The organism is Isoptericola halotolerans (assembly GCF_045689585.1).
Taxonomy (GTDB): Bacteria; Actinomycetota; Actinomycetes; order Actinomycetales; family Cellulomonadaceae; genus Isoptericola; species Isoptericola halotolerans_B.
Genome location: NZ_CP140108.1, coordinates 3,848,846 through 3,873,817 on the forward strand (window position 1 = coordinate 3,848,846; position 24,972 = coordinate 3,873,817).

The following is a 24,972-nucleotide window of genomic DNA, read 5'->3' on the forward strand; positions in this document are numbered from 1 at the left end:
ACGCTCGTCGTCAGGCCCGGCCGAGCCGCCGGGCGGTGGAGCGCACGAACCACCCGGCCGACAGCAGCACCAGCACCCCGGCGCCCAGCAGCACGACCGTGCCCGCACCCGCTGCGGCGTGCAGCGTCCACGCGAACGCGGCCGCCGTCAGCCACCCGCGCACGAACCAGGCCACGACGAGCAGGGTGGAGGCGTCCCCGCCGCCCGGTGCGCTCACCGGCGTGAAGAGCTCGGCCGGGACGGTCGTCGCCCCGGCGACCCAGCAGCGCACCGCGAGGGCGATCACCCCCGCGGACCCTGCCGTCACCAGAGCGGTCGTCCCGTCGCCGGGCAGCCCCGCGAGACCGCCGAGAGCGGCGAGCCCCAGGCCCGCTGCGACGGCCACGGCCCCGAGCAGCGCGGGCACCACGAGGTGCCCGCCCACGACACGGCCGACGCCACCCGGCAGGAGGCCGCCGGGCCGCGGCTGGGACGCCATGTCGCGCAGCCCGCCCGCCCAGGCCGCCGACGCGGAGTACAGCACCGCGGTCCCCAGCACGACGGCGAACGAGGAGCCCGGTCCCCCGGTGGGGACCCCCACGAGCACGAGCACCGTGCCCCCGGCGCCGGCGAGCACAGAGCCCAGCACGGGCCCGAGCCGGCGCCGCACCCCCAGCAGGTCCCGCGCCACGAGCGGCGCCCGGCGCAGCAGCGGCGTCCAGAGGGTCCGCCGGCGGGCCCCCAGGCGGGGCGGACCGAGCAGCTCCGCCATCCCGGCGGCCTCCCCGCCGGCCAACGCCTGGGAGGTCGCCACCGTGCTGCGTTGGGCCGACGCGGTCGCGTCGAGGTCGATCTCGGCCGGCAGCACGCGCAGCACGACCCACGCGCTGACCACCGCCGCCACGCCGGCGATCCCCAGGAGGCCCGCCCCGGGTCCGGTCGCCAACGAGCACGCCGTCCCCCCGCCGACCGCGTCGAGGCACGTGCTCCCGACGACGGCGCGCAGCCGGGGCGAGACCCCCTCGAGCACGGGCGCCAGCACGCCGAGCCCCACGAGCACGCCAACGGCCTGCCAGGCCTGCGGGCGCCACCGCGGACACTGTGCCGCCACGCCGAGCAACAACGGCACCTGGACCGCGAGCGCCGCGACCAGCACCCAGCCGGCGACGTCGAGCGTGGTCGCCCCGTGCACCGGCTCGGCGTCCCGGACGACACCGAGCGCACCGGCCGCGACGGCCGAGGCCACGAAGCCGGCGACCACCGCCGTGCCCGCGGCGAGCAGCACGGCCCGCCGCCGGAGCACCACGACCGGCGGGAACTGGCCGGCGAGCACGAACGCCGCCTCGGGCGGGCTCGTCCACAGCGGCCCGCCGGCCCGGGCCGCCGCGACCGCCAGCAGGCACACCAGGCCGCCGAGGCACAGCCCCACCACCACGAGGGCGTCGAAGGCGCCCGAGCTCCACCGTCCGACCGCCGCCACGGTCTCGCGCTGCCCCAGGGGCAGTCCCGTCCGGGCCAGCGCCGACCACAGGATCGGCCCGTAGACCAGAGCGAGCAGGACGACGCCGTAGACGAGGTAGACCCGCTCCCCGGCGTCGCCGCCATCGGCCGTCGCGCGGGCGAGCGCGGAATTCCGGCGCACCCGGGTCATCCACCGCCGCCACGGCGGGTAGGCCACCCGCAGCCCTCCCGCCGCCTCGCCGTCGCCGGCCTGCGCGCCGTCGGCCTCGGCGCCGGAGACGCCGCTCATCGCCGACCCGGTGGCGACAGCTCGACCACCGCGCCGCGGGCCGCGACGTCGTCGCGCAGGTCGCCGTCGTGGGTGGCGACGAGCAGGGTGCGTCCCTCGTCGAGGGCCCGCCCCACCAGGCGGCGGGCGACGGCGCGCCACCGGGCGTCGAGGCGTTGCTCGGGCTCGTCGAGCAGGACGAGCCGGGCAGGCCGGTACAGCGTGGTCGCCAGTGCGAACAGCTGCCCCTCCCCCGAGGACAGCTCGGAGGGGAACTGGTCGCGCACGCGGTCCAGCTCCGCCTCGGCGAGGACGTCGTCCACGTCGGGCAGCGTGTGCCGGCCGGCCCAGGCCGAGCCGACGAGGCGCAGGTGCTCCGCCACGGTCAGGTCGCGGTAGGTCGGCAGCCCGCCGAGCAGGAGCGTGATGTCCTCGCGGCGGCGCAGCCGGGCACGCGCGGCCGGCAGGCCCAGCGTGCGCACCCGGCCCGACGTCGGCTCGTCGGTGCCCGCCACGAGCCGCAGGAGCGTGGACTTGCCGCTGCCGTTCGCACCCACGACGGCGGCGGCCTCGCCCGCGTGGAGGGTCAGGGACGTCGGGTCGAGGACCTGCACGCTGCCGTGCGTGCGCGTGGCCTCGTGCACGTCGACGAGCAGGTCCTCCGGGTCGGCGCTGGTCATGGCGCCGACGCTAGCAGCCGGTCAGTACCCGCCGTCGCCCCGGGGCGCCGCGTCGCGCACCGCGCCACCGTCGTCGTCGAAGCCCGCCAGGACGGCCGCCGTGCCGGACAGCCCGAGCCGCGTGGCACCCGCCGCGATCATCTCCAGGGCGCTGTCGAGCGTGCGCACACCGCCGGACGCCTTGATCCCGAGCCGGCCGCCCACCGTCCGTGCCATCAGCTCCACGGCGTGCACGGTGGCGCCCCCGGCCGGGTGGAACCCCGTGGAGGTCTTGACGAAGTCCGCGCCCGCGGCCTCCGCGGCCCGGCACACCGCGACGATCTCCTCGTCGTCCAGCGCGGCGGACTCGATGATCACCTTGAGGACCTTGTCGGCGGGCACCGCGGCCCGCACGGCCGCGACGTCGGCCTGCACCAGGTCGAACCCGCCGGCCTTCGCGACCCCGACGTCGATGACCATGTCGACCTCGTCGGCGCCGTCGAGCACGGCGCGGGCGGCCTCGGCCGCCTTGACGTCGCTCGCGTGCTTGCCCGACGGGAACCCGCACACGGTCGCGACGGCGAGGCGCCCGGCCGCCGCCTCGGCGGCGTGCGCCACGAACGTCGGCGAGACGCAGACGGAGAAGACGCCGAGCTCGGCACCTTCCTCGACGAGCGCCGTCACGTCGGCCGACGTGGCCTCGGGCTTGAGCAGGGTGTGGTCGACGTAGCGGGCCAGGTCGGCCTTCGTCGTCGGCGTCGGGTTTCCGGTGTTCGACCCGGTGTACGTCCCGGCGTTCATCGGACGGCCCCCTCGATCTTCTGGTAGCCCGGCAGGATCAGCTCGTCGACGAGGTCACGGCGCTCGTCGTGGTGCATGAACGCGCTCCACGCCGCCGTGAGGGTCACGTCCGCGAGGTCGTCGATGGTCCAGCCCGCCTCCGAGACGAGCCGCCGCATCTCGTGCGACATCGAGGTGCGGGACATCAACCGGTTGTCGGTGTTGAGGGTCACCGCGAACTCCAGCTCCTTGAGCCGGGTGATGGGGTGCTCGGCGATCGACGTCGCGGCGCCCGTCTGCAGGTTCGACACCGGGCAGACCTCGAGGGCGATCTGGTGGTCGCGGACCCAGTGGGCCAGCTCACCGAGCTCGGCGGTGCCGGACTCGTGGTCCACCGTGATGTCGTCGGCGATGCGCACACCGTGACCGATGCGGTCGGCCTGCCCCAGGTGCACGGCCTGGGCGATCGACTCCAGCCCGGCGGCCTCGCCCGCATGGATCGTCGTCGGGAAATGGTGGTCGGCCAGGAAGCGCCAGACCTCGGCGTGGCGGTCCGGCGGGAACCCGTCCTCCGGCCCGGCGATGTCGAAGCCGACGGCCCCGGCACCACGGTAGGCCACCGCCAGCTCGGCGATCTCGATCCACCGGTCCGTGTGCCGCATGGCGGTGACGAGCTGGCCGACGCGGATGGTCCGGCCCGCGGCTGCCGCCTCGCGCACCCCCTCGTCGATCCCCGCCTGCACGGCCTCGACCGTCTCCGGCAGGCTCATCCCCCGCCCTAGGTGCTGCTCGGGCGCCCACCGCTGCTCGGCGTACACGACGCCGTCGGCGGCCAGGTCCAGCACGGCCTCCTTCGCGACCCGGGCCAGGGCCTCGGGGGTCTGCATCACGGCGAGGGTGTGGTCGAAGGTCTCGAGGTAGCGCGGCAGCGACCCGGAGTCCGCGGCGTCGCGGAACCAGGTGCCCAGCGACTCCGCGTCGTCGGCCGGCAGCTCGTGGCCCACCTCGGCGGCCAGCTCGAGCACCGTCTGCGGGCGCAGCCCGCCGTCGAGGTGGTCGTGGAGGAGGACCTTGGGAAGGTCGGGGATCGCGTCGAGGAGCGCTTGCGTCATGGGCCCCAACCTACCGGTTCAGGCCGTGTCCGGGTCCTCCTCGGGGGTGGGGACGACGCTCGCCTGCTCGGCGACGTCGGCCTCCGCGGCCTCCCCGTCCAGGTCGGGGCGCGGCGTGTCGGGCCGGTACTCGTCGGTCTCGGCCTCGTGCTCGGGGACGGGGTCGGCCGCCCTCGGCTCCTCCACGAGGCTGGTGGTCTCGTCGGGCGCTTCCAGGCCGGCGTCACGCCAGGCGTCGGACGGTGTCGTGCTCATGCGTCCATGCTGACGCCGATCACCGCTCCTCGCGAGGCAGGACCGCCCACACGACGTGCGGCCAGCCACCGAGCGCCCGTCGGCGGCTCGGCTGCCTCGGGGCCCCGTCGACGCTCCGCAGCGCGTCGACCGGCACGGCGTGCAGCGCGCCCGACGACGGCTCGTACAGCGTCGCCGTCGAGCCGGTCGGGCCGGTCCGCACCGCCGTGAGGAGGACCACGTGCCGGGGGACCGCCGTCGTCGCGCCGTGCCCGAGGTCCCCGCCCGTGTACAACGGCACCGGGATCCCCGCCGACGCCGCGGCGACGGCCGCGGCCAGCACGGCCCGCGGCCCCACGGACGGTTCGCCGCTCCCGACCACCCGGTGCGTGTGGCGCACCGGTCCGTACCGCGCGGCGCGGGCCGCCCCCCACGGCGGGGTACCCAGCCTCCGTGGCCAGACGCGCCGGGTGCGGGCCTGGGTGGCACGCTGCAGCGCGGCGAACGCGTGCCGTGCACCACGGGGGTCCCGGGCGAGGGCGAGCGCCGCCGCCGGGTCGCCCGCCAGGCGGAGCATCGCGAGCACCGCCGCCCCGCACGTGGTCTCGTCGACCTGGCGCGCCTCGGGGGCGAGCAGCGTGGGCCGCGCGCCCGGCCGGGTGGCACCGACCAGCTCGGGCAGGAGCACCGGCACCGGCCGGCCGGGGCGCGGGGCCTCCTGGGCCCGTCCCAGCGGGTCGAGCACGCGCGCGCGGACCACCGGGTCGATGCCCCGCAGCGCGGACTCCACGGGGTACGGGACGTGCGGCGCGGTGCGCGCGCCCGCGGGCAGCCGCGGCACGGGGCCGCAGAACAGCCCCACGGCCTCCAGCAGGTCGGTCAGCCGCTGCGCGTCGTGCCGCGCCCGCACGGTGTGCGCCGTGTCAGTGGATCCGGTCGAGGACGACCGGTCGGCGCGGCACCGACGTGCCCGACGGCGCGACCCGCCAACCGTCCTCGAGCGCCGCCCGGGCCCGGTCGAACCGTTCCGGTGTGTCGGTGTGCAGCGTCATGACGGCCTGGCCGGCGGCGACCTGCTCGCCGGGACGGACGTGGATCTCCACGCCGGCGCCCGCCTGCACGGGGTCCTCCTTGCGCGAGCGCCCCGCGCCGAGACGCCACGCCGCCACGCCCACGGCGTAGGCGTCGAGCTCGGCCAGCACGCCGTCGCGGTCGGCGCGCACCGTCTCGGTGTGCTCGGCCACCGGCAGCTCCGCGTCCGGGTCGCCGCCCTGGGCGCTGATCATCCGCCGCCAGGCGTCCATCGCCCGGCCGTCGCCGAGCGCTGCGCGGACCTCGTCCTCGCCGGTGGGCCGACCCGCGGCGTCCAGCATCTCCACGGCCAGCGCCACGGTGAGGTCGACGACGTCGGCCGGGCCGCCGCCGGCGAGCACCTCGACGGACTCGCGGACCTCCAGGGCGTTGCCCGCCGTGCGGCCCAGCGGCACGGACATGTCCGTCAGCAGCGCGACCGTGCGCACCCCGGCGTCGGTGCCCAGCGCGACCATCGTGCGGGCCAGCTCCCGCGCCTGCTCCGCGTCCTTCATGAAGGCCCCGGATCCGACCTTGACGTCCAGCACCAGCGCGCCCGTGCCCTCGGCGATCTTCTTGGACATGATGGAGCTCGCGATGAGGGGGATCGACTCGACCGTTCCCGTGACGTCCCGCAGCGCGTAGAGCTTCTTGTCCGCCGGCGCCAGGCCGGCACCCGCCGCACAGATCACGGCGCCCACGTCCTCGAGCTGGGCGAGCATCTCGTCGTTGCTCAGGGCGGCACGCCAGCCCGGGATCGACTCCAGCTTGTCCAGGGTGCCCCCGGTGTGCCCCAGGCCGCGCCCCGAGAGCTGCGGGACCGCCACCCCGAACGCCGCGACGAGCGGGGCCAGCGGCAGGGTGATCTTGTCGCCCACCCCACCGGTGGAGTGCTTGTCCGCCGTCGGGCGGGACAGCCCGGAGAAGTCCATCCGCTCGCCGGAGTCGATCATGGCCTGCGTCCACCCGGCGACCTCGTCGCGGCTCATCCCGTTGAGCAGGATCGCCATCGCCAGGGACGACATCTGCTCCTCGGCGACGGCGCCGCGCGTGTAGGCGTCCACGACCCAGTCGATCTGCGCAGCGGTCAGGGGGGACCGGTCGCGCTTGGTCCGGATGACGTCCACGACGTCGAAGGCTTCGTTCATCGGTTCAGGTCCTCCGCGCCGAACGCCTGGGGCAGCATCTCGGCCATGGTGACGACGCCGCGTGGCGTCTCGACGAGCAGCTCGGCTCCACCGTGCTCCCACAGGAGCTGGCGGCACCGGCCGCAGGGTGTCAGGAGCTCGCCGTCCCCGGCCACGCAGGTGAACGCCGTCAGGCGGCCTCCGCCGCCGGTGACGAGGGCGGAGACCAGCGAGCACTCGGCGCAGAGCGTCACGCCGTAGCCCGCGTTCTCCACGTTGCACCCGACCAGCAGCCGACCGTCGTCGGCGTAGGCCGCCGCGCCGACCGGGAACGCCGAGTACGGCACGTAGGCGCGTCGGGAGACGTCACGGGCGGCGGAACGCAGCGCGTCCCAGTCCACGGCGAGCTCGTGGGGGGCCACCGCTACTCCTTGGTGTACGGGGTCGCCAGCGCCGCCGGCGGCCGGGACCTGCCCACCAGACCCGCCACCGCGAACAGCGTGACGATGTACGGCAGCATGAGCATGAACTGGCTCGGCACCGGCGACCCGACGACGGACAGCACGTTCTGCAGGTTCGTCGCGAACCCGAACAGCAGCCCCGCCAGCGCCGCGCGGATCGGGTTCCACTTGCCGAAGATCATCGCCGCCAGGGCGATGAAGCCGGCACCGGCGGTCATCTCCCGGTTGAACTGGTTGATGGACACGACCGTGTAGAAGGCGCCGCCCATGCCCCCGAGAGCACCGGCCACCAGCAGGGCGCGGTAGCGCGTCCGCAGCACCTCGATGCCGACCGTGTCGGCGGCGCGCGGGTGCTCGCCCACGGCACGCAGCCGCAGACCCCACCGGGTACGGAACAGGCTGAACCACACGCCCGGCACGATGAGGTACATCAGGTAGACGACGATCGTCTGGTCGAAGAGCACCGGCCCGACGACGGGGATGCGTTCCAGGAGCGGGATCGGGATGCGCTCGAACCGGGTGGTCGCGTTGAGGGCCTCGGTGTTCGGCACGAGCACGAGCGAGTAGAAGAAGCTCGTCAGCCCGATGACCAGCACGTTCAGCACCACACCGACGATGATCTGGTTGACCCGGTAGGTGATGGAGAAGAGCGCGAGCACCAGCGAGACCAGCGCCGACGCGATCATCGCAGCGAGGAGACCGGCCCACGGACTACCTGTCAGGGAGCCCGCCACGGCGGCCGTGAAGGCCCCCGCCAACAGGTTGGACTCGATGGCGATGTTGATGATCCCGGCGCGCTCACCGATGACACCGGTCATGGCGCCGTAGACGAGCGGCACCGACAGGACCAGGGCTCCCCCCAGCAGACCCACTACCGACAGGTCGCGCGGGCTGCCAGCGGCCGCCCAGGCGAGGAACCCGAACAGCAGCAGCGCGGAGTAGAGACCGATCGCCCACACGGGCGTCCGACGTCGTGCTCCCGTGGCCACCGCGGAGACGACAACGAGCGCGGCGGCGCCTGCCCCGCACAGCCACGCGGTCAGCATCCCGGGGATGACGTAGACCGGGATCTGGAAGAAGTCGGTGGGTGTCGACAGGGCGAACCGGGCGCTGCCCTCGTGCGGGACGAGGACCAGGAGCAGGGCGTACAGCGCGAGCACCACGGCGAGGGAGACCGTCGTCTTGCGCGACACCGTGCTGACCCTGCGCGGGGCGTCCTGCGGTGTGGCGGGGCTGGTCCCGACGGTGGGGGCGGTCATGCCGAGACCTCCTTCGCGGCAGCACGCGGCCGCCTCTTCTTCGGCGTCCTGCTCGGCTGCGGCAGGTGGAAGATCGCCCGCACCAGCGGCGGTGCCGCGATGAACAGCACGATCAGGGACTGGACGACCAGCACGATCTCGATCGGGATGCCCTCGGCGGCCTGCATGGCCGAACCGCCCGCCTTGAACGCTCCGAAGAGGATCCCGGCGCCGAGCACGCCGATCGGGTTCGAGTTGCCCAGGAGGGCGACGGTGATGGCGTCGAACCCGATGCCGGCGTCGATGTCCGCGCCGAATCCGGTGGTCGAGGTCCCGAGCACCTGCGAGACCCCCGCGAGGCCCACCAGCGCACCGGCCACCAGCATCACCGACACCGTGGCACGCGGGACGTCGATTCCCGCGACACGGGCGGCCCGTGCGTTCTCCCCGACCGCACGGTAGGAGAACCCGACGGCGGACCGGTTGAGGATCCACCACACGACGGCGACGGCGATCAGCGCCAGGACGAAACCCCAGTGCAGGGAGTACTGATCGCCCAGGAGCGGGGGCAGGATGGCCGACTCCTGCATCGGCGGCGTCCTCGGGTTGCCGGACCCCGGCGCCTGCATCAGGCCGGGCGTCGCCAGGAAGTAGGACAGCAGGTAGTAGGCGATGTAGTTGAGCATGATCGTCACGATGACCTCGTGGGCCCCGGTCCGGGCCTTGAGCAGACCGGCGATGCCGGCCCACAGGCCACCGGCGAGCATGCCGGCCACGATCGCCAGCAGGAGGTGCAGCGGGAACGGCAGCCCGGTGACGCCGAAGCCGATCCAGCCCGCCGCCGTCGCCGCCATGAGCATCTGCCCCTGGCCACCGATGTTCAGCAGACCCGCCTTGAACGCGATGGCCACGCCGAGCCCCGCCGCGATGAGCGGCGTCGCGTTGTTGAGGGTCTGGGTCAGAGGCCGGATGCCTGCGGCGAACGAATCCGCCCGGAAGTTGTAGACCGAACCCTGGAAGAGGGCGGAGTAGGCACCACCCACGGCCTGCCCGACCGCGGCGAAGGTGTCGCCCGGCCGGGAGAAGAAGTACCCGGCTGCCTCCTGGACGCCCTCGTCGGTGACGATGATCATCAGCGAACCGGCGATCACCGCGAGCAAGATCGCCCCGAGCGAGACGGCCCAGCCGCCGGAGGCGATCCTCCGGAACGCGTCCTGCCAGCGGTCGTCCGGCTCGTCGGTGCTGAGCGCGGCCACCCGGGCGCGTTCCTGCTCGAGCTCCTCGGCCGGGCCGGGTTCCGCGGTGGCGTCGACGTGCTCGTGCTCGTCGCCGAGAGGGTTCTCGGTCGGCTCCGGCGAACGCTTCGGCGTGTCGCTCACGCGGATCCCTCCTTGCGTGCCCGTTGCTGTGCCTCGCTGCGGTGCACCTCGTACCTCGGCACCCCTGCGCGGGGGCTCCTCGCGCTCACGCGGCCTCTCCTTCGCTCTCGGGTGCGACGCCGGCCATCATCAAGCCCAGCACGTCACGTGGTGTGTCGGCCGGCACGATGCCGACCACCTTGCCGCGGTACATGACCATGATCCGGTCGGCGAGGGCGGCGGCCTCGTCCAGCTCGGTCGAGACGACGACGACGGGGAGACCCGCGTCACGGGTCGCCACGACCTGCTGGTGGATGAACTCGATCGACCCCACGTCGACGCCGCGCGTCGGCTGCGCGGCCACGAAGAGACGCAGGTCCCGGGAGAGCTCGCGGGCCAGGACGACCTTCTGCTGGTTGCCGCCGGAGAGCCGGCCCACGGGCAGGTCGATGCCGGTGGTCCGCACGTCGTACTCCTGGACCTTCTCGCGGGCGAACTCGTCCCGGGGGCCCAGCTGCAGAGACCCGGCCCGCACGAAGGGGGGTCCGTCGGTCCGGTCGAGCACCAGGTTCTCGGCGATCGTGAACTCGCCGACCAGGCCGTCGGTGCTGCGGTCCTCGGGCACGAACCCGACACCGGCGTCGAGCACCTGGCGCACCGAGCGTCCCACCAGCTCCGCACCGTCCAGCCGGACGGACCCGCTGACGTCGTCCTGCAGGCCGAGGAGCGCCTCAGTGAGCTCGGTCTGCCCGTTCCCCTGCACGCCGGCGACCACCAGCACCTCGCCGCCGCGCACCGTGAAGCTCACCCCGTCGACGGCGACCTGCCCGTCGGTGTGGGTGACGACGAGGTCGGAGACCTCCAGCGCGTTGTCCCGCAGGCGCGGGGGGTCCTTGCGCACCGTCAGCTCGACGGCGCGGCCGACCATGAGGGCGGCCAGCTCGTTGTCCGTCGCGGTGGGCTCCGCCTCGCCGACGACCCTGCCGTGCCGGACGACGGTGATGCGGTCGGCGACCTCACGCACCTCGCGCAGCTTGTGGGTGATGAAGACGATCGCGGTGCCCTCGTCGCGGAGCTGGCGCATGATCGCCATCAGCTCGTCGGTCTCCTGCGGCGTGAGGACCGCCGTGGGCTCGTCGAAGACCAGCACACGGGCGTCCCGGCTCAGCGCCTTGATGATCTCGACGCGCTGCTGCACCCCGACGGGGAGGTCCTCGACCAGCCGGTCGGGGTCGATGTGGAAGCCGAACCGGGCGGCGGTGTCCCGCACGGTGGTGCGGGCAGACTCCAGGTCGAGCACTCCCGGGCCGCGCGTGGCCTCGTGGCCGAGCATGACGTTCTCGGCGACGGTGAACACGGGCACCAGCATGAAGTGCTGGTGGACCATGCCGATGCCGGCCGCCATGGCGTCGCCGGGTCCGGCGAAGTCCTGCACCTCGCCGTCGAGGAGGATGTCGCCCTCGTCCGCGTCGTACAACCCGTAGAGCACGTTCATCAGGGTGGACTTGCCCGCCCCGTTCTCGCCGAGGAGGCAGTGGATCTCCCCGGGCTCGACCACCAGGTCGATGTGGTCGTTGGCGACCAGCGCGCCGAAGCGCTTGGTGATGCGTCGCAGCTCGAGCCTCATCGTGGTGCGCCCACCTTCCTCATGATCCCGTCGTCAGCCTAGGCCGCACGGCGCGGCGGGACACGAGGAAGCCCGTGCCCCGCCGCGCCGGCGGTCACCGTCGTCGTGACGTCACTGGTCCAGGTAGGACGTGACCTCGAGCTCGCCGTCGATGATCTGCTGACGCAGCTCGTCGACCTCGGTCACGAGCGCCGGGTCGACCTTGTCCTCGAAGTCGTGGAGCGGGGCCAGGCCCACGCCCTCGTTCTCGAGGGTGCCGACATAGGCCTCCGGGTCGAAGGTGCCCTCGCCGGAGGAGAGCACGGCCTCGTAGGTAGAGACGTCCATCTTCTTGAGGATCGACGTGAGCACGTACGGCTGCGTGGTCGGGTCGGTCTCGTAGAAGTCGGCGTCCACGCCGACGAGCGCGACGTCACGGCCCGAGTCCTCGATCGCAGCGATCGCGGACTGGTAGATCGGGCCGCCGACCGGCAGGATCACGTCGACGCCCTGGTCGAGGATGTTCTTGGCGGTCGTCTTGGCGGTCTCGTTGGCCGCGAAGCCGCCGGTGAACGCGCCGTCCTCGCCGCCCTCGTAGCCGATGACCTCGACCTCGGCGTCGTTGACCTCGTTGTAGTGCTCCACGCCCTGCTTGAAGCCGTCCATGAAGATCGTGACGGTCGGGAACGGCTGGCCGCCGAAGGTGCCGACCTTGCCGGCCTCCGAGTAGCCAGCGGACAGGTAGCCGGCCAGGAACGCGGCCTCCGCCGTGTTGTACAGCAGCGGCTTGACGTTCTCGGCGTCCTTGGTGCCGTCGAAGTCGTTGTCCGCCGCGTCGTCGACGAGGATGTAGTCGATCTCCGGGTTGGCGTTCGCCGACTCGGCGGTCGCGGGCGACAGCGCGAAGCCGACGGCGACGATGGCGTTGCAGCCCTGGTCGACGAGGGACCGGACGTTGGGCTCGTAGTCCGTCTCCGACTGGGACTGGACCTCGTGGAAGGAAGCGCCCAGCTCCTCGGTGGCCTGCTGGGCGCCCTCGTAGCTGAGCTGGTTGAAGCTCTTGTCGTCGAACCCGCCCTCGTCGGAGACGATGCATGCCGAGAAGTCGGACTCCGCCGCAGCGGTCTCGGTTGATTCCCCGGTGGTCTCCTCGGGGGCCGAGCCGCACGCCGCGAGGGTCAGCGCGGCGGCACCTGCGAGGGCAGTGAGCTGGATGGCTCTCTTCACCTGTCACTCCTGTCGATGAGGGTGGGTGAGGGCGGGCGCACGCCCGTCTCACGATCAGAGACGGCAAGCGTAACCACCGCTCGGCGTCCCCGATGCCGTCAGGGCCTCCCGTGGCCGAGTCGTTACCGAAGCGGTACGTGCGGCGACGGCTGGGGCCCGAGGACGAAACGAGCCAGCAACCTGGCGCCGATACCGATCGCCCGCTCGTCGACGACCAGGTCACCCTGGTGGATGTCGTAGCGGCGCCCGCCGGGGGTCGCCGTGCCGAGGCGAGCCATCGCACCCGGCACCTTCGTCAGGTACCACGCGAAGTCCTCGCCGCCGAGCGACTGCTCGGTCAGGACCACGCCGTCGTCGCCCAGGACGGCGGCACCGGCCTCCTCGAGCCGCGCCGTCACCTCGGCGTCGTTGTCGACCGGCGGCACGCCGCGGACGTGGTGCACGCTCACGTCGACGTCGTAGGGGGCCACGACCTGCTCGACGGCGTCGTGCAGCACCTGGCCCGCCTTCTCCCAGGCACGCACGTCCAGGCAGCGCAGGGTGCCCTTGGCGACGCCCGACATCGGGATGGCGTTGTGCGCGTGCCCCGCCTCGACGGCGCCCCACGTGAGGTTCACCCCCGAGCGCGGGTCCAGCCGCCGGCCCAGCACGGCGGGCACCTGGGTGATGACCTGGCCGAGCGCGTAGACCACGTCACCGGTCAGGTGCGGGCGCGACGTGTGCCCGCCTCCCGAGGAGAGGGTCACGGTGACGAGGTCGGACGCCGAGGTGATGGGGCCGATGCGCGTGCCGACGCGCCCGACGTCGAGCTTCGGCTCGGCGTGCACCGCCGCGATCCGCTCGACGCCGTCGAGCACGCCCTGGGCGATGACGTCGTGCGCACCGCCCGGCATGGTCTCCTCGGCGGGCTGGAAGATCAGGCGCGCGCCGACCTCGAGGAGGCCCTCGGCGTCCAGCCGGGCCAGCGCGAGCCCCGCACCGAGCACCACGGCCGCGTGCACGTCGTGGCCGCACGCGTGGGCGACGCCCGGCACCGTGGAGGCGAAGTCGCAGCCGCACAGGTCGTCCAGGGGCAGCGCGTCGATGTCCGCACGCAGGGCCACCCGGCCACGGCCCGGGACGTCGGGGCCGACGTCGCACACGAGCCCCGTGCCCTCGAGCAGCCGGGGACGCAGACCCGCCGCCCGCAGGCGGTCGGCGAGCACCGCCGTCGTCCGGACCTCCTCGCGCGCGATCTCCGGGTGGGCGTGCAGGTCGCGCCGCACCGCGACCAGCTCGTCCTCCAGGCCGGCGACGACCGCGTCGAGCCGGGCGGCGGCCGCTCGGCCGGGTGCGCCGCTCACAGCAGGTCCTCACGACCGTGGTCGCGCACGGCGTCCACCATCCGCCGCACCTGCTGGGCGCGCGCGCGGGTCGTGACCAGGAGGGCGTCCGGGGTGTCGACGACGACGACGTCGTCGATCCCGAGCAGCGTCACCGTGCGCCCGCCGGCCGGGACGACCACCGACCCCGCGCTCTGCACACGCACGACGTCCGCGCCGTCGCCGAGCACCTTGGAGCCCGCGTCGTCGTCCGCCGGCAGCAGGGCCGCGAGCGAGTTGAAGTCGCCGACGTCGTCCCAGCCGAACGACCCCGGCACCATCGCGACCCCGCCCGCCGCCGCCACCGGCTCGGCGACGGCATGGTCGATGGCGATCTTCTCCAGGCCCGGCCACACCTCGGCCAGCACCTCGTCCCGTCGCGGGGTGTCCCAGACCTCCGCGACGCGGCGCAGGCCGTCGTGCAGCGCGGGCCGCTGCTCCGCCAGGTGGCCGAGCAGGACCCCGGTGCTCGCGACGAAGATGCCGGCGTTCCAGCGGTACTCCCCCGACGACAGGTACTCGCGCGCCGTGCCCGCGTCGGGCTTCTCGGTGAAGCCCCGCACGTGGACGGCGCTCGGGGCGCCGTCGACCCCGAGCGGCGCGCCGCCGCGGACGTAGCCGAAGGCCGTCGACGGACGCGACGCGGCGATGCCGATCGTGGTCACGTACCCGGCGCGCGCCGCCTCCACCGCCTCGCGCACCGACCGCTCGAACTCCGGGCGGCCCGTGACCACCTGGTCGGCGGCGAAGGAGCCGAGGACGACGTCGCCGACGCGGTGCTCCAGCACGGCGGCGGCGAGCCCGATCGCGGCCATCGAGTCCCGCGGGGACGGCTCGGGCAGCACCTGGTCGGCACCCAGACCGGGGAGCTGCTCGCGGACGGCGTCGACGTGCCGCCGGCCGGTGACCACGACGATGCCGTCCTCGCCGGTGAGCGGGGCCAGCCGGTCGGCCGTCCCCTGCAGCAGCGTGCGTCCCGAACCCGTGAGATCGTGCAGGAACTTCGGGTGGTCGGCGCGCGAGACGGGCCACAGCCGGGTGCCGGAACCTCCCGCCGGGACGACGGCGTGGAATCCGGGGATGGCAGAGGAGGGCATGTCCGCAGCATAGTGACGCGTTCCCGCCGGCCGACACGAAGCCTGTGGAATGTGTCACAGAAACCGCACAGAGACGCCGTTTTCGGACACTCCGTGACCCGTTCGCGACCCGGTGTCACTACAGTGTCTTCACGTAACCCGCCCGCATCCGCCAATGGAGGCTCCCCCCGTGCCGACTGCTCCCGCTGGCACGCTCTACCGCGGCCGAGAAGGCATGTGGTCCTGGGTCGCGCACCGCGTGACCGGCGTGCTCATCTTCTTCTTCCTGCTCGTGCACGTGCTGGACACGGCACTGGTGCGGGTCTCCCCCGAGGCGTACAACGCCGTCATCGGCACGTACCAGACGCCGATCATGGGGCTGGGCGAGGCCGGCCTGGTGGCCGCCATCGTCTTCCACGCCTTCAACGGCATCCGCGTGGCGCTGGTCGACTTCTGGGCCAAGGGCCCCCGGTACCAGCGGGTCATGCTGTGGGTCGTCCTCGGTCTCTGCGTGGTCACGATGGCCGGCTTCCTGCCCCGCCACCTGATGAACGTCTTCGGAGGCCACTGATGAGCACCCAGACCTCGATCCCGACGCCCCGGTCCCCCTACGCGCGGCGCAAGACCACGCGCGGCAACTACGAGCTGTACTCGTGGGTCTTCATGCGGGCCTCGGGCGTGCTGCTGGTCGTCCTCGTCTTCGGCCACCTGTTCGTCAACCTCATGGTCGGCGACGGCGTCAAGGCGATCGACTTCGCCTTCGTGGGCGGCAAGTGGGCCAGCCCGTTCTGGCAGATGTGGGACCTGGCCATGCTGTGGCTCGCCATGATCCACGGCACCAACGGTGTGCGCACCATCATCAACGACTACGCCGAGCGGGACGTCACGCGCGGGATCCTCAAGAGCCTGCTCCTGGTGGCCTTCACCTTCACCGTCGTGCTCGGCACGCTCGTGATCTTCACGTTCGACCCGTGCCCGGCGGACGCCCCGGCCGAGCTGCTCGCGTCGTTCTGCTCGGCCTGAGCCCAGGCATCCCCCCAGCCCGCTGATCCACCACTCGCCGCAGGAGGCATCGGAACCGATGCAGACCCACCAGTACGACGTCGTCATCGTCGGCGCAGGCGGCGCCGGCATGCGCGCGGCGCTCGAGGCCTCGAAGGGGGCCCGCACCGCGGTCATCTCCAAGCTGTACCCGACGCGCTCCCACACCGGCGCCGCGCAGGGCGGCATGTGCGCCGCCCTCGCGAACGTCGAGGAGGACAACTGGGAGTGGCACACCTTCGACACCATCAAGGGCGGCGACTACCTCGTCGACCAGGACGCCGCCGAGATCATGGCCAAGGAGGCCATCGACGCGGTGCTCGACCTGGAGCGGATGGGGCTGCCCTTCAACCGCACGCCCGAGGGGCGGATCGACCAGCGCCGGTTCGGCGGGCACACCCGCAACCACGGCGAGGCCGCGGTGCGCCGCGCCTGCTACGCCGCGGACCGCACCGGGCACATGATCCTGCAGACGCTGTACCAGAACTGCGTGAAGCAGGACGTCGAGTTCTTCAACGAGTTCTACGTGCTGGACCTGCTCACCGACCACGACCTGACGACCGAGCAGATCGAGGACGGCGCCGAGGTCAACGCGACCGGCGTGGTCGCCTACGACCTGGCCTCCGGCGAGATCCACGTCTTCCAGGCCAAGGCGATCATCTTCGCGACCGGCGGGGCGGGCAAGATCTTCAAGACCACGTCGAACGCCCACACCCTCACCGGTGACGGCATGGCCCTGGCCTACCGCCGCGGCCTGCCGCTGGAGGACATGGAGTTCTTCCAGTTCCACCCCACGGGTCTCGCGGGGCTCGGCATCCTCCTGTCCGAGGCGGCTCGCGGCGAGGGCGGCATCCTGCGCAACGCCGACGGCGAGCGCTTCATGGAGCGCTACGCCCCCACCATCAAGGACCTCGCACCGCGTGACATCGTCGCCCGGTCGATGGCCAACGAGGTGCGCGAAGGGCGTGGCGCCGGGCCGAACAAGGACTACGTGCTCCTCGACCTGACCCACCTGGAGCCGGCGCACATCGACGCCAAGCTGCCGGACATCACCGAGTTCGCGCGGACGTACCTCGGTATCGAGCCCTACACCGAACCAGTGCCCGTCTACCCGACGGCGCACTACGCCATGGGCGGGGTGCCTACGAACATCAAGGGCGAGGTGCTGCGCGACGGCCACAACGTCGTCAAGGGCCTCTACGCCGCCGGCGAGGTCGCCTGCGTCTCGGTCCACGGGTCGAACCGCCTCGGCACCAACTCGCTTCTCGACATCAACGTCTTCGGCAAGCGCTCCGGCCGGTCCGCGGCGGCGTACGCCCAGACGGTCGAACAGCACCTGCCGGTCCCCGAGGCCCCCACCGCCCGTGTCGAGTCGCAGCTCGCCGAGATGCGGGACCGCCCGGAGGGCGAACGGGTCGCCGAGGTACGCCAGGCGCTGCAGGAGACCATGGACGCGAACGCCCAGGTGTTCCGCACCCGGGAGTCGCTGGAGCAGGCCGCCGCCGACATCCGTGACCTGCAGAAGCGGTACCGCAACGTGTCCGTGCAGGACAAGGGCACGCTGTTCAACACGGACCTCCTCGAGGCGATCGAGCTGGGCTTCCTGCTGGACATCGCGGAGGTGACGGTCGTGGCGGCGCTCAACCGCCGCGAGTCGCGCGGCGGTCACTACCGCGAGGACTTCCCGGACCGCGACGACACGAACTACATGTTGCACACGATGGCGTACCGCCGTCCGACGTCGGCCCCCGACGCCGCCGACGGGCACGTCGAGGGCTACTTCGACCACGTCGAGGACTTCGGGGACTACAAGGTGGTCCTCGGGTCCAAGCCCGTGACCCAGACGCGCTACGAGCCGATGGAGCGGAAGTACTGATGACTGCTGTTCTTGAAGACACTGCCAGCACCGCTCCGGAAGGCCGGTCCGGTGCCGTGGTCTCCTTCGACGTCACCCTGAGGATCCGTCGGTTCAACCCGGAGGTCTCGGCGGAGGCCTACTGGGAGGAACACACGGTCACCGCCCACGGCACCGACCGGGTCCTCGACGCGCTGCACAAGATCAAGTGGGAGCTGGACGGCTCGCTGACGTTCCGGCGCTCCTGCGCCCACGGCGTCTGCGGTTCGGACGCCGTGCGGATCAACGGCCGCAACCGGCTCGCGTGCAAGACGCTGCTCAAGGACGTCAACCCGGACAAGCCGATCACGGTCGAACCCATCAAGGGTCTGCCCGTGATCAAGGACCTCGTGGTCGACATGGAGCCGTTCTTCGCCTCCTACCGCGAGATCATGCCGTTCCTCATCACCTCCGGGAACGAGCCGAGCCGCGAGAACATCCAGTCCCAGGCCGACCGCGAGCGGTTCGACGACACCACCAAGTGCATCCTGTGCGCCGCGTGCACGTCCTCCTGCCCGGTGTTCTGGACCGACGGGCAGTACTTCGGCCCGGCGGCGATCGTCAACGCGCACCGGTTCATCTTCGACTCGCGCGACGAGGGCGCCACCCAGCGCCTGGAGATCCTCAACGACAAGGAGGGCGTGTGGCGGTGTCGCACGACCTTCAACTGCACCGAGGCCTGCCCGCGCGGCATCGAGGTCACCAAGGCGATCCAGGAGGTCAAGCGGGCGATGATCACCCGCGCCTTCTGAGTCTTTCGTCCGCTCGGCACGCCCGGTGTCGAGACGATGTGCACGGTCACGTACACGGGCGCTGCGCGCCCTCCACTTCGGGGATGACGACCGTGCACATCATCTTGACACCGGGCTTCGTCGTCCGTCCCGGCGAAGGCGCGAGGTAGCGCACGTCAGCGCGAGGTAGCGCACGACGGCGCGAGGTAGCGCACGACGGCGCGAGGTAGCGCACGTCAGTAGTCGTACAGGCCCCGGCGGACGCCGCGGACGACGGCACTGTACGGTCGCCCGCTCCCTCGGCCCCGGCGCACCACCCGGTCGATCTCGGCCCGACGGCGCAACCACGCCACCGTCTGCTCCGCACGCTCGATCTCGTCGAGCCGGGGCGGGTCGTACATCCAGGCGCACACGAGCAGCAGCACCCGGGCGACGAAGTTGGCCAGCAGCAGGATGGCCGCGAGCGTGACGAACGACGCCAGGATCGCGTTGCGCGAGGCAGCGCTGGTCACGAGCGAGGTCCCCGCCAAGCGCAGGCCGCTGGTGACCAGGCCCGCGACCAGGCAGCCGACGACGAGGTCGCCGGTGCGACGCGGGCGTACCTGGCCGACGACCCGGACGATCAGGTAGATCAGCACGGCGTCCAGGACCACGCCGACGAGGAAGGTGCCCAGGGTCAACGTCCAGCCCAGCACCACCGAGTCGCCGAGCCACCGGGTGAACTGCCGGTTGACCGTCTGCGAGACGATGCTCGCCGCCGCTGCGGTCACCAGCATCACGCCGAGGAGCAGGAAGCCGACGAGTTGCCAGACCTTGGACAGCACCGGGTTGATCCCCACCACGGGGGCGTCGAACATCGAGCGCACCGAGTGCCGCAGGGCACCCATCACGCTGATGGCCGTCCACAGGAAGACGACCGCCGCGACGACGGTGGTCCAGCTCCAGGCGGTGTCCTGCACCAGGTCGTCGGGGAAGACCAGCCCCTCCTTCGCGCCCGGGCTCTCCTTGAGGAGTCCCGGCACCCAGTCATCGATCTGGTCGAACACCTCCTCCTTGAGCTCCTGGCGGTTGCCCAGGGTGGCCGAGAAGATGCTCACGCCGATCGTCAGGGCGGCGCCCAACGAGAACAGCGCCGAGTAGGCGATCCCGCCGCACAGCAGGTTCCCGCGGCGCGCCAGGTACCACTTGACGGCACGGACGGAACGCAGGTCGAACGCCCACTGGACGAGGCCGACCACCAGGTCACGGAGGCGGGCGAGTCTGTCGGGCACGCCCCGACCCTATCGAGCCGTCCCGCGGTCGGCAGGTCGGTCAGGCAGGGCGGTCAGGAGTGGCCGGCGGCCGGGCTCCCCCGGAGGGCGAACGCCCGCTGCGGCCGCCACACGCCGTCGTCGCCGTGCTCGTACATCCACACCGAGGTCACGTCGAAGAGCGCCTCGAAGTCGCTCATCTCCCGGAAGGCGCGGTCCAACGCCTCGTCCGGCACCTCGTGGGCGACCGTGACGTGCGGGTGGTAGTTGAAGCGCAGCTCCTGGGCGAGCACCCCGGAGCGCGCCTGCTCCTCCAGGAGCTCGCACTCGGCGATGCCCTCGGCGAGCGCCACGAACACGACCGGTGAGATCGGCCGGAAGGTCGCCGTGCCCCGCAGGTGGATCCGGAAGGGCGACGTCTCGGCGGCGACCTTCTCGAGGTGCTCCCCCACGGCGGGCAGCAGCGAGGAGTCGACCACCGTCGGACCGACCACGGTGATGTGTGGCGGGATCGCCTCGGCGAGGGGGTCGCCGACGTCTGCTCGGGCTCCCTGCAGGCGGGCGGCGTACGGGTCGGGCACCGCGATGGCGATGCCGATCCGCACCTGGTCGGGGCCGCGGGGAGGGAGGTTCACCGGGCGCCTCGCGGCAGCAGGCCGAAGCGGTCGAAGTACCGGTCGCGGACCCCGCCGGCGATCTCGCGGGCCCGGGCCGCGCCGTCGTCGAGCACCTTGTCGAGCTGCGCCGGGTCGGACAGGTAGGTGTTCGCGCGCTCCTGGAACGGCTCGAGGAAGGCGACGACGGCGTCCGCCAGGTCGACCTTGAGGTAACCGTAGCCGCGACCGTCGTACTCGGCCGCGATGTCGTCGAGCGTCCGTCCGGTGACGGCGGAGAAGATCGTCAGCAGGTTGGAGATGCCCGGCTTCTTCTCCCGGTCGAAGAACACGGCGTAGGAGTCGTCCGCGTCGGTCACCGCTGACTTGATCGCCTTGGCGGCCTTCTTCGGGTCCTCCAGCAGCCAGATGACGCCCTTGCCGCCGGCGTTGGACTTCGACATCTTGGCGGCCGGGTTCTGCAGGTCCTGGATCTTCGCCGTGGCGGTGACGATGTACGGGTCCGGCACGACGGCGGTCCCGGCGCCGAACCGTCCGTTGAGCCGCTCGGCGAGGTCGCGCGTCAGCTCGAGGTGCTGGCGCTGGTCCTCCCCGACGGGGACGAGGTTGGCGTCGTAGACGAGGATGTCGGCCGCCATGAGCACCGGGTAGGTGAACAGGCCCACCGTCGTGCCCTCGGTGCCCTGCTTGGCGGACTTGTCCTTGAACTGCGTCATCCGGCTCGCCTCGCCGAACCCGGTCTGGCAGCTCAGCAGCCAGGCGAGCTCGGTGTGCTCCGGCACGTGCGACTGCACGAAGAGCGTCGAGCGCTCCGGGTCGACGCCACCCGCGAGGTACTGGGCGGCCGTGGCACGCGTGCGCTCACGCAGCGCTACCGGGTCGGGGTTGACCGTCAGGGCGTGCAGGTCCACGACGCAGTAGAGCGCGTCGTAGTCGTCCTGCAGTGCGACCCACTGGGTCAGGGCACCGAGATAGTTGCCCAGGTGCAGGGAGGTGTCGGTCGGCTGCATGCCGGACAGGATGCGGGGCCGGGGCGTCGTCGGCGCGCCCGGGGTGACGTCGGACATGGGGCTCATTCTGGCAGGAGGGACGGGCGGTCCGGAAAACGCCCGTGCTGTCGATGGCGACGGTGTCACGTCGCCTCGTCGTCGAAGGGAACAGGTCGCGCCGGCGACGCGTCGGCCGCCGCCGCGGCGGCTGTCGGGGTCGCTGCGTCGGCGTAGCCCGCGGTGCGCCGCGTCGTCCGCGGAGCCGGCTCGTCGTCGAGCAGGGCCTCCTTGACGATGCGTCGTGGGTCGTACTGGCGCGGGTCGAGCTTCTGCCAGTCGACGTCCCTGAGCTCGTCGCCGAACTCGTGGTCCATGCGCTCCTTGGCGCTGCGCAGCGCCACCTTGCCCTGGCGCACCAGGGCCGCGAGCTGCCCGGCGTAGTGCGGCAGCCGCTCGGGCCCGATGAGCACGAGCGCGAGCACCACGATGACGATCAGCTCGCCACCGTTGATCCCGACGAAGTTCACGGCCGACAGCCTAGCCCGCGACGGACGTCGTCCGACACCGGGTCATTCGCTGGACCGTTCCTGGAGGACGACCCGCACGTCACGCTCGTCCTCCCCGGTGCGGACGGTCAGGTTGACGGCGTCACCCGCCTGCGCGGCACGGATCGCGACGATCAGCTCGTCGCTCTGCGACACCGGCCGGCCGTCGATCGCCAGGATGACGTCGCCGGCACGGATGCCGGCCAGGTCGGCGGGGCCGCCGTCCGTCACCGGGGCGTTGCCGTCCTGGGGCTCCTCGGCGACCTTGACCCCCTCGCCGGTGTAGCTCGTGTCGAGCAGCACGCCGATGACCGGGTACGTCGCCTCCCCCGACGCGATGAGCTGCTCGGCCGTGGTGCGCACCTGGTTGGCGGGGATCGCGAACCCGAGGCCGATGCTGCCCGTGGCCTGCATCGCGCCCGGGGGCTGCGCGATGGCCGAGTTGATGCCGATCACCTCCCCGGCGGCGTTGACCAGCGGCCCGCCGGAGTTGCCGGGGTTGATGGCGGCGTCCGTCTGGATCGCGTCGATGAACGCGGTCGTCGCCTGGTCGCCGGCCTGGACGGGGCGGTGCAGCGCGCTGACGATCCCGCTCGTGACCGTCGAGTCGAGCCCGAGCGGCGCCCCGACGGCGAGCACCTCGTCGCCGACCACCACGTCGTCGGAGTCGCCCAGCACGAGCGGCGTGAGGTCCTCGACGTCGATCCGCACGACGGCCAGGTCGTAGTCGGAGGTCCGACCCACGACCTCCGCCTCGTGCTCGCTGCCGTCGGCCAGGACGACGACGACGTCACCGCCGCGCGCCCCACCGGCCACGACGTGGTCGTTCGTCACGATGTAGCCGTCGGACCGCAGCACGAAGCCGGAGCCGCTCGACGCGCTCCCGTCACCACCGGTCACCTCGAACGACACCACGGAGGGGAGCACCTCGGCCGCCGTCGCCGCCACCGTGCCCTCCGCGCGGTCGAACCCGGACGCACCGGTCTCGCCCCTGGCGGCGGGGAGCTGCACGACGGGCGAGTCGTCCGACGTCGCGTCCGCGACCCGGTCGCCGGCGAACCCGCCCACGAGCCCGACCAGCAGGGCGAGGACGAGGATGCCGGCGACACGGCCGCCGCCGAGACGCGCCCGGGCGGCCGCCGGACGGTCCCGCCGTGCCCCGTCCGCGGACGACGGCGGAGCCGAGGGCGACGGCACGGGCGCGACACCGGGCGTGGCACCGGGCGACGTCGGAGCCGGCGGCAGGTACGGTCCGGGCAGCGCGGGACGCGCCGCGGGCGACGGTGCGCCGTACGGCGGCGGACCAGCCGGTGGCGCCGGGGCGGGCGCCGGAACAGGATCCGGTCGCCGGGCCGGCGGGTCGGGCGTCGCGAAGAGGTCCGAGGGGTCCTGGTGCGTCATGGGCGGGTGAGTGCTCCTGTCACGGTGGACCAGCCACGGGTGATCCGCGGCAGGACCCCCGCATCGTAGTCGGCGTCGGGGAAGGCGGACACGACGTCGACCAGCACGTCCTGGGGGGCGTCCGTGGTCGCCTCGACCACCGTGTCACCCGCCTGCCAGGCGACGTGCCAGGGGTCGCGCATGAGCACGTGCACGCCGTCGCGGCCCGGGACGTCCAGGGTGCTCGCGCCCCCGCCGAGGCCTCCGAGCTGCCCGGGACGTTCACGCACGACCACGGTGCCCTCGGGACCCGTCAGCTCGATCTCGACGACCTCGCCGTCGGTCCGCACGCCGGTGAGCTGGTACCCGTCCGGCAGCGCCCCCGGCGAGACGTAGTCGTCGGGCACGACGTCGCTCGACACGCTCGCCGACACCTCGTCCGTCCCGGCGAGCATGCTGAGGGCCGCGGCACGCGACGTCTCGGGGGCCACGACGGGCGCCTGGCCGAGCACGAACAACGCGCAGCCCAGCACGCCGACGCCCCCGACCCCCGCCACGGCGATCCGGCGACGACGACGGCGGCGGGCCGACCCGGCGATGTCGCCGGTGAGGGTGGTCCGCCAGGCCTCGGGCGTCTGCCACGTGGTGTCACGGTCCGGCGCCCGCAGCGGGTCCTGCTCCGCCGACGGGATGGACGCGGACAGCGCGAGCAGACGTTCGGTGAGCTCCGCCGTCGGCGTCACGTCGCAGGCCTGGGAGAGCCGACGGCGGGACGCCCGCGCTGCCTCGAGCTCGGCCGCGCACAGCGGGCACGCGGCGACGTGGCAGAGGGCGCGGTCGGTCTCGGCCGGCCCCAGCTGACCGTCCGCGAGCGCGCTCACCAGGTCTCCGAGGTGGCCGCTCATCGCACCACCTCGGCGCGGCGGTGCTCCAGCGCGTCCCGGAGCTGGGCACGTGCCCGGTGGATCCGTGACCGCACGGTGCCGATCTTGATGCCCAGCGTGACCGCGATCTCCTCATAGCTGAGGCCCTCGATGTCGCACAGGACGACGGCGGCACGGTACTCGGGGCGCAGTGCGTCGAGCGCCGCCTGGACGTCGTGGTCGAGGTGGGCGTGCTCGTACCCCCGCTCCGGGCGGGCGCGGTCGTCGGTCGCCTCGACCCGGGAGGCGTCCTCCCCCATGACCTCGAACCGGATGCGCTTCTTGCGCCGGACCTGGTCCAGGAAGAGGTTGGTGGTGATGCGGTGCAGCCAGCCCTCGAACGTGCCGGGCGTGTAGCTCGACAGCGACCGGAAGACCCGCAGGAACGTCTCCTGCGTCAGGTCCTCCGCGTCCTGCTTGTCGCCCGTGAGACGGTAGGCGAGGCGGTACACGCGTGCCGAGTGCTCGCGCACGATCTGGTCCCACGTCGGGGGGACCCACTCCGCGGCGGACGGTGCGGAGGGGTCGGTGCGGGCAGTGCTCTCGGTCATCAAGGCCATCGTCCCATGCGAACGTGTGAGCACCCT

Annotated in this window: 25 protein-coding genes; 4 read left to right on the forward strand and 21 right to left on the reverse strand. The window is 72.8% G+C overall.

The genetic code is table 11. The features are described from left to right. Nucleotides 1–10: 10 nt before the first annotated feature. From UQW22_RS18130 to UQW22_RS18195, 14 genes are all read right to left on the reverse strand, one after another. Complete coding sequence (locus tag UQW22_RS18130; RefSeq protein WP_407318579.1) at nucleotides 11–1,729, reverse strand: hypothetical protein; 1,719 nt, start codon at nucleotides 1,727–1,729, stop codon at nucleotides 11–13. Continuing rightward, entirely contained in the window at nucleotides 1,726–2,388 is a 663-nt protein-coding gene (locus UQW22_RS18135; RefSeq protein WP_407318580.1) for an ATP-binding cassette domain-containing protein, read from the reverse strand. Before UQW22_RS18135 ends, UQW22_RS18130 begins: the two co-directional genes overlap by 4 nt. Nucleotides 2,389–2,409: 21 nt before the next feature. After that, nucleotides 2,410–3,168 carry a deoxyribose-phosphate aldolase gene (gene deoC, locus UQW22_RS18140; protein WP_407318582.1) on the reverse strand — a complete coding sequence of 253 codons (759 nt, stop codon included), beginning with the start codon at nucleotides 3,166–3,168 and terminating at the stop codon, nucleotides 2,410–2,412. Then, nucleotides 3,165–4,259, reverse strand: a complete 1,095-nt coding sequence (locus tag UQW22_RS18145; RefSeq protein WP_407318583.1) for an adenosine deaminase — start codon at nucleotides 4,257–4,259, stop codon at nucleotides 3,165–3,167. The genes deoC and UQW22_RS18145 overlap by 4 nt, the downstream gene beginning before the upstream one ends. Before the next feature lie 18 nt (nucleotides 4,260–4,277). Continuing rightward, nucleotides 4,278–4,514, reverse strand: coding sequence for a hypothetical protein (locus tag UQW22_RS18150; RefSeq protein WP_407318585.1), 237 nt, complete (start codon nucleotides 4,512–4,514; stop codon nucleotides 4,278–4,280). Between the two features lie 19 nt (nucleotides 4,515–4,533). Beyond that, on the reverse strand, nucleotides 4,534–5,403 hold the full coding sequence (locus UQW22_RS18155; RefSeq protein WP_407318586.1) for a hypothetical protein: 870 nt from the start codon (nucleotides 5,401–5,403) through the stop codon (nucleotides 4,534–4,536). 13 nt (nucleotides 5,404–5,416) lie between these two features. After that, complete coding sequence (locus UQW22_RS18160) at nucleotides 5,417–6,712, reverse strand: thymidine phosphorylase (protein WP_407318587.1); 1,296 nt, start codon at nucleotides 6,710–6,712, stop codon at nucleotides 5,417–5,419. Next, complete coding sequence (locus tag UQW22_RS18165) at nucleotides 6,709–7,113, reverse strand: cytidine deaminase (RefSeq protein ID WP_407318588.1); 405 nt, start codon at nucleotides 7,111–7,113, stop codon at nucleotides 6,709–6,711. Before UQW22_RS18165 ends, UQW22_RS18160 begins: the two co-directional genes overlap by 4 nt. Nucleotides 7,114–7,115: 2 nt before the next feature. After that, complete coding sequence (locus tag UQW22_RS18170; protein ID WP_407318589.1) at nucleotides 7,116–8,411, reverse strand: ABC transporter permease; 1,296 nt, start codon at nucleotides 8,409–8,411, stop codon at nucleotides 7,116–7,118. After that, nucleotides 8,408–9,769 (reverse strand): ABC transporter permease, encoded by a 1,362-nt coding sequence (locus UQW22_RS18175; RefSeq protein ID WP_407318591.1) that lies wholly within the window; start codon nucleotides 9,767–9,769, stop codon nucleotides 8,408–8,410. The genes UQW22_RS18170 and UQW22_RS18175 overlap by 4 nt, the downstream gene beginning before the upstream one ends. 85 nt (nucleotides 9,770–9,854) lie before the next feature. Continuing rightward, nucleotides 9,855–11,375, reverse strand: a complete 1,521-nt coding sequence (locus tag UQW22_RS18180) for an ABC transporter ATP-binding protein (RefSeq protein WP_407318593.1) — start codon at nucleotides 11,373–11,375, stop codon at nucleotides 9,855–9,857. Nucleotides 11,376–11,486: 111 nt separating this feature from the next. Continuing rightward, a complete protein-coding gene (locus tag UQW22_RS18185; RefSeq protein ID WP_407318594.1) occupies nucleotides 11,487–12,581 on the reverse strand; it encodes a BMP family protein in 1,095 nt (364 codons plus the stop codon). Nucleotides 12,582–12,703: 122 nt separating this feature from the next. Further along, nucleotides 12,704–13,924 (reverse strand): amidohydrolase, encoded by a 1,221-nt coding sequence (locus tag UQW22_RS18190; protein WP_407318596.1) that lies wholly within the window; start codon nucleotides 13,922–13,924, stop codon nucleotides 12,704–12,706. Continuing rightward, the gene (locus UQW22_RS18195; RefSeq protein ID WP_407318597.1) at nucleotides 13,921–15,039 is read right to left on the reverse strand and encodes a mannose-1-phosphate guanylyltransferase; all 1,119 of its coding nucleotides are present in this window, start codon (nucleotides 15,037–15,039) and stop codon (nucleotides 13,921–13,923) included. Before UQW22_RS18195 ends, UQW22_RS18190 begins: the two co-directional genes overlap by 4 nt. A 154-nt stretch (nucleotides 15,040–15,193) precedes the next feature. On the opposite strand from UQW22_RS18195, the gene sdhC reads away from it, so the two are divergent. From sdhC to UQW22_RS18215, 4 genes are read left to right on the forward strand one after another with little or no spacing between them, the layout of a single operon-like run. Beyond that, nucleotides 15,194–15,589 (forward strand): succinate dehydrogenase, cytochrome b556 subunit, encoded by a 396-nt coding sequence (gene sdhC / locus UQW22_RS18200; protein WP_407318598.1) that lies wholly within the window; start codon nucleotides 15,194–15,196, stop codon nucleotides 15,587–15,589. Then, nucleotides 15,589–16,041 carry a succinate dehydrogenase hydrophobic membrane anchor subunit gene (locus UQW22_RS18205; RefSeq protein ID WP_407318599.1) on the forward strand — a complete coding sequence of 151 codons (453 nt, stop codon included), beginning with the start codon at nucleotides 15,589–15,591 and terminating at the stop codon, nucleotides 16,039–16,041. The genes sdhC and UQW22_RS18205 overlap by 1 nt, the downstream gene beginning before the upstream one ends. Nucleotides 16,042–16,099: 58 nt before the next feature. Further along, the gene (sdhA, locus tag UQW22_RS18210) at nucleotides 16,100–17,935 is read left to right on the forward strand and encodes a succinate dehydrogenase flavoprotein subunit (RefSeq protein ID WP_407318601.1); all 1,836 of its coding nucleotides are present in this window, start codon (nucleotides 16,100–16,102) and stop codon (nucleotides 17,933–17,935) included. Then, on the forward strand, nucleotides 17,935–18,705 hold the full coding sequence (locus tag UQW22_RS18215; RefSeq protein ID WP_407318602.1) for a succinate dehydrogenase iron-sulfur subunit: 771 nt from the start codon (nucleotides 17,935–17,937) through the stop codon (nucleotides 18,703–18,705). The genes sdhA and UQW22_RS18215 overlap by 1 nt, the downstream gene beginning before the upstream one ends. A 215-nt stretch (nucleotides 18,706–18,920) precedes the next feature. On the opposite strand, the gene UQW22_RS18220 is transcribed toward UQW22_RS18215, so the two are convergent. The 7 genes from UQW22_RS18220 to sigE all read right to left on the reverse strand — a co-directional run bounded on the left by UQW22_RS18220 (nucleotide 18,921) and on the right by sigE (nucleotide 24,936). After that, nucleotides 18,921–19,955, reverse strand: a complete 1,035-nt coding sequence (locus tag UQW22_RS18220) for a YihY/virulence factor BrkB family protein (RefSeq protein ID WP_407318604.1) — start codon at nucleotides 19,953–19,955, stop codon at nucleotides 18,921–18,923. Nucleotides 19,956–20,008: 53 nt separating this feature from the next. Beyond that, a complete protein-coding gene (locus UQW22_RS18225) occupies nucleotides 20,009–20,569 on the reverse strand; it encodes a 2'-5' RNA ligase family protein (RefSeq protein WP_407318605.1) in 561 nt (186 codons plus the stop codon). Then, the gene (gene trpS, locus UQW22_RS18230) at nucleotides 20,566–21,615 is read right to left on the reverse strand and encodes a tryptophan--tRNA ligase (protein ID WP_407318606.1); all 1,050 of its coding nucleotides are present in this window, start codon (nucleotides 21,613–21,615) and stop codon (nucleotides 20,566–20,568) included. The genes UQW22_RS18225 and trpS overlap by 4 nt, the downstream gene beginning before the upstream one ends. Nucleotides 21,616–21,680: 65 nt before the next feature. After that, a complete protein-coding gene (locus UQW22_RS18235; RefSeq protein WP_407318607.1) occupies nucleotides 21,681–22,064 on the reverse strand; it encodes a twin-arginine translocase TatA/TatE family subunit in 384 nt (127 codons plus the stop codon). Between the two features lie 42 nt (nucleotides 22,065–22,106). Beyond that, nucleotides 22,107–23,483 (reverse strand): S1C family serine protease, encoded by a 1,377-nt coding sequence (locus tag UQW22_RS18240; RefSeq protein WP_407318609.1) that lies wholly within the window; start codon nucleotides 23,481–23,483, stop codon nucleotides 22,107–22,109. Continuing rightward, the gene (locus UQW22_RS18245; RefSeq protein WP_407318610.1) at nucleotides 23,480–24,367 is read right to left on the reverse strand and encodes an anti-sigma factor family protein; all 888 of its coding nucleotides are present in this window, start codon (nucleotides 24,365–24,367) and stop codon (nucleotides 23,480–23,482) included. The genes UQW22_RS18240 and UQW22_RS18245 overlap by 4 nt, the downstream gene beginning before the upstream one ends. Then, nucleotides 24,364–24,936, reverse strand: coding sequence for an RNA polymerase sigma factor SigE (sigE, locus tag UQW22_RS18250; RefSeq protein WP_407318612.1), 573 nt, complete (start codon nucleotides 24,934–24,936; stop codon nucleotides 24,364–24,366). The genes UQW22_RS18245 and sigE overlap by 4 nt, the downstream gene beginning before the upstream one ends. Between the last annotated feature and the right edge of the window lie 36 nt (nucleotides 24,937–24,972).

Coding starts and splice junctions, on each gene's coding strand:
- UQW22_RS18130 (WP_407318579.1), bottom strand. CDS start 1,729: ATGAGCGGCGTCTCCGGCGCCGAGGCCGACGGCGCGCAGGCCGGCGAC.
- UQW22_RS18245 (WP_407318610.1), bottom strand. CDS start 24,367: ATGAGCGGCCACCTCGGAGACCTGGTGAGCGCGCTCGCGGACGGTCAG.
- trpS (WP_407318606.1), bottom strand. CDS start 21,615: ATGTCCGACGTCACCCCGGGCGCGCCGACGACGCCCCGGCCCCGCATC.
- UQW22_RS18145 (WP_407318583.1), bottom strand. CDS start 4,259: ATGACGCAAGCGCTCCTCGACGCGATCCCCGACCTTCCCAAGGTCCTC.
- UQW22_RS18180 (WP_407318593.1), bottom strand. CDS start 11,375: ATGAGGCTCGAGCTGCGACGCATCACCAAGCGCTTCGGCGCGCTGGTC.
- UQW22_RS18215 (WP_407318602.1), top strand. CDS start 17,935: ATGACTGCTGTTCTTGAAGACACTGCCAGCACCGCTCCGGAAGGCCGG.
- sdhC (WP_407318598.1), top strand. CDS start 15,194: ATGGAGGCTCCCCCCGTGCCGACTGCTCCCGCTGGCACGCTCTACCGC.
- UQW22_RS18195 (WP_407318597.1), bottom strand. CDS start 15,039: ATGCCCTCCTCTGCCATCCCCGGATTCCACGCCGTCGTCCCGGCGGGA.
- UQW22_RS18205 (WP_407318599.1), top strand. CDS start 15,589: ATGAGCACCCAGACCTCGATCCCGACGCCCCGGTCCCCCTACGCGCGG.
- UQW22_RS18150 (WP_407318585.1), bottom strand. CDS start 4,514: ATGAGCACGACACCGTCCGACGCCTGGCGTGACGCCGGCCTGGAAGCG.
- sdhA (WP_407318601.1), top strand. CDS start 16,100: ATGCAGACCCACCAGTACGACGTCGTCATCGTCGGCGCAGGCGGCGCC.
- UQW22_RS18240 (WP_407318609.1), bottom strand. CDS start 23,483: ATGACGCACCAGGACCCCTCGGACCTCTTCGCGACGCCCGACCCGCCG.
- deoC (WP_407318582.1), bottom strand. CDS start 3,168: ATGAACGCCGGGACGTACACCGGGTCGAACACCGGAAACCCGACGCCG.
- UQW22_RS18170 (WP_407318589.1), bottom strand. CDS start 8,411: ATGACCGCCCCCACCGTCGGGACCAGCCCCGCCACACCGCAGGACGCC.
- sigE (WP_407318612.1), bottom strand. CDS start 24,936: ATGACCGAGAGCACTGCCCGCACCGACCCCTCCGCACCGTCCGCCGCG.
- UQW22_RS18160 (WP_407318587.1), bottom strand. CDS start 6,712: ATGAACGAAGCCTTCGACGTCGTGGACGTCATCCGGACCAAGCGCGAC.
- UQW22_RS18135 (WP_407318580.1), bottom strand. CDS start 2,388: ATGACCAGCGCCGACCCGGAGGACCTGCTCGTCGACGTGCACGAGGCC.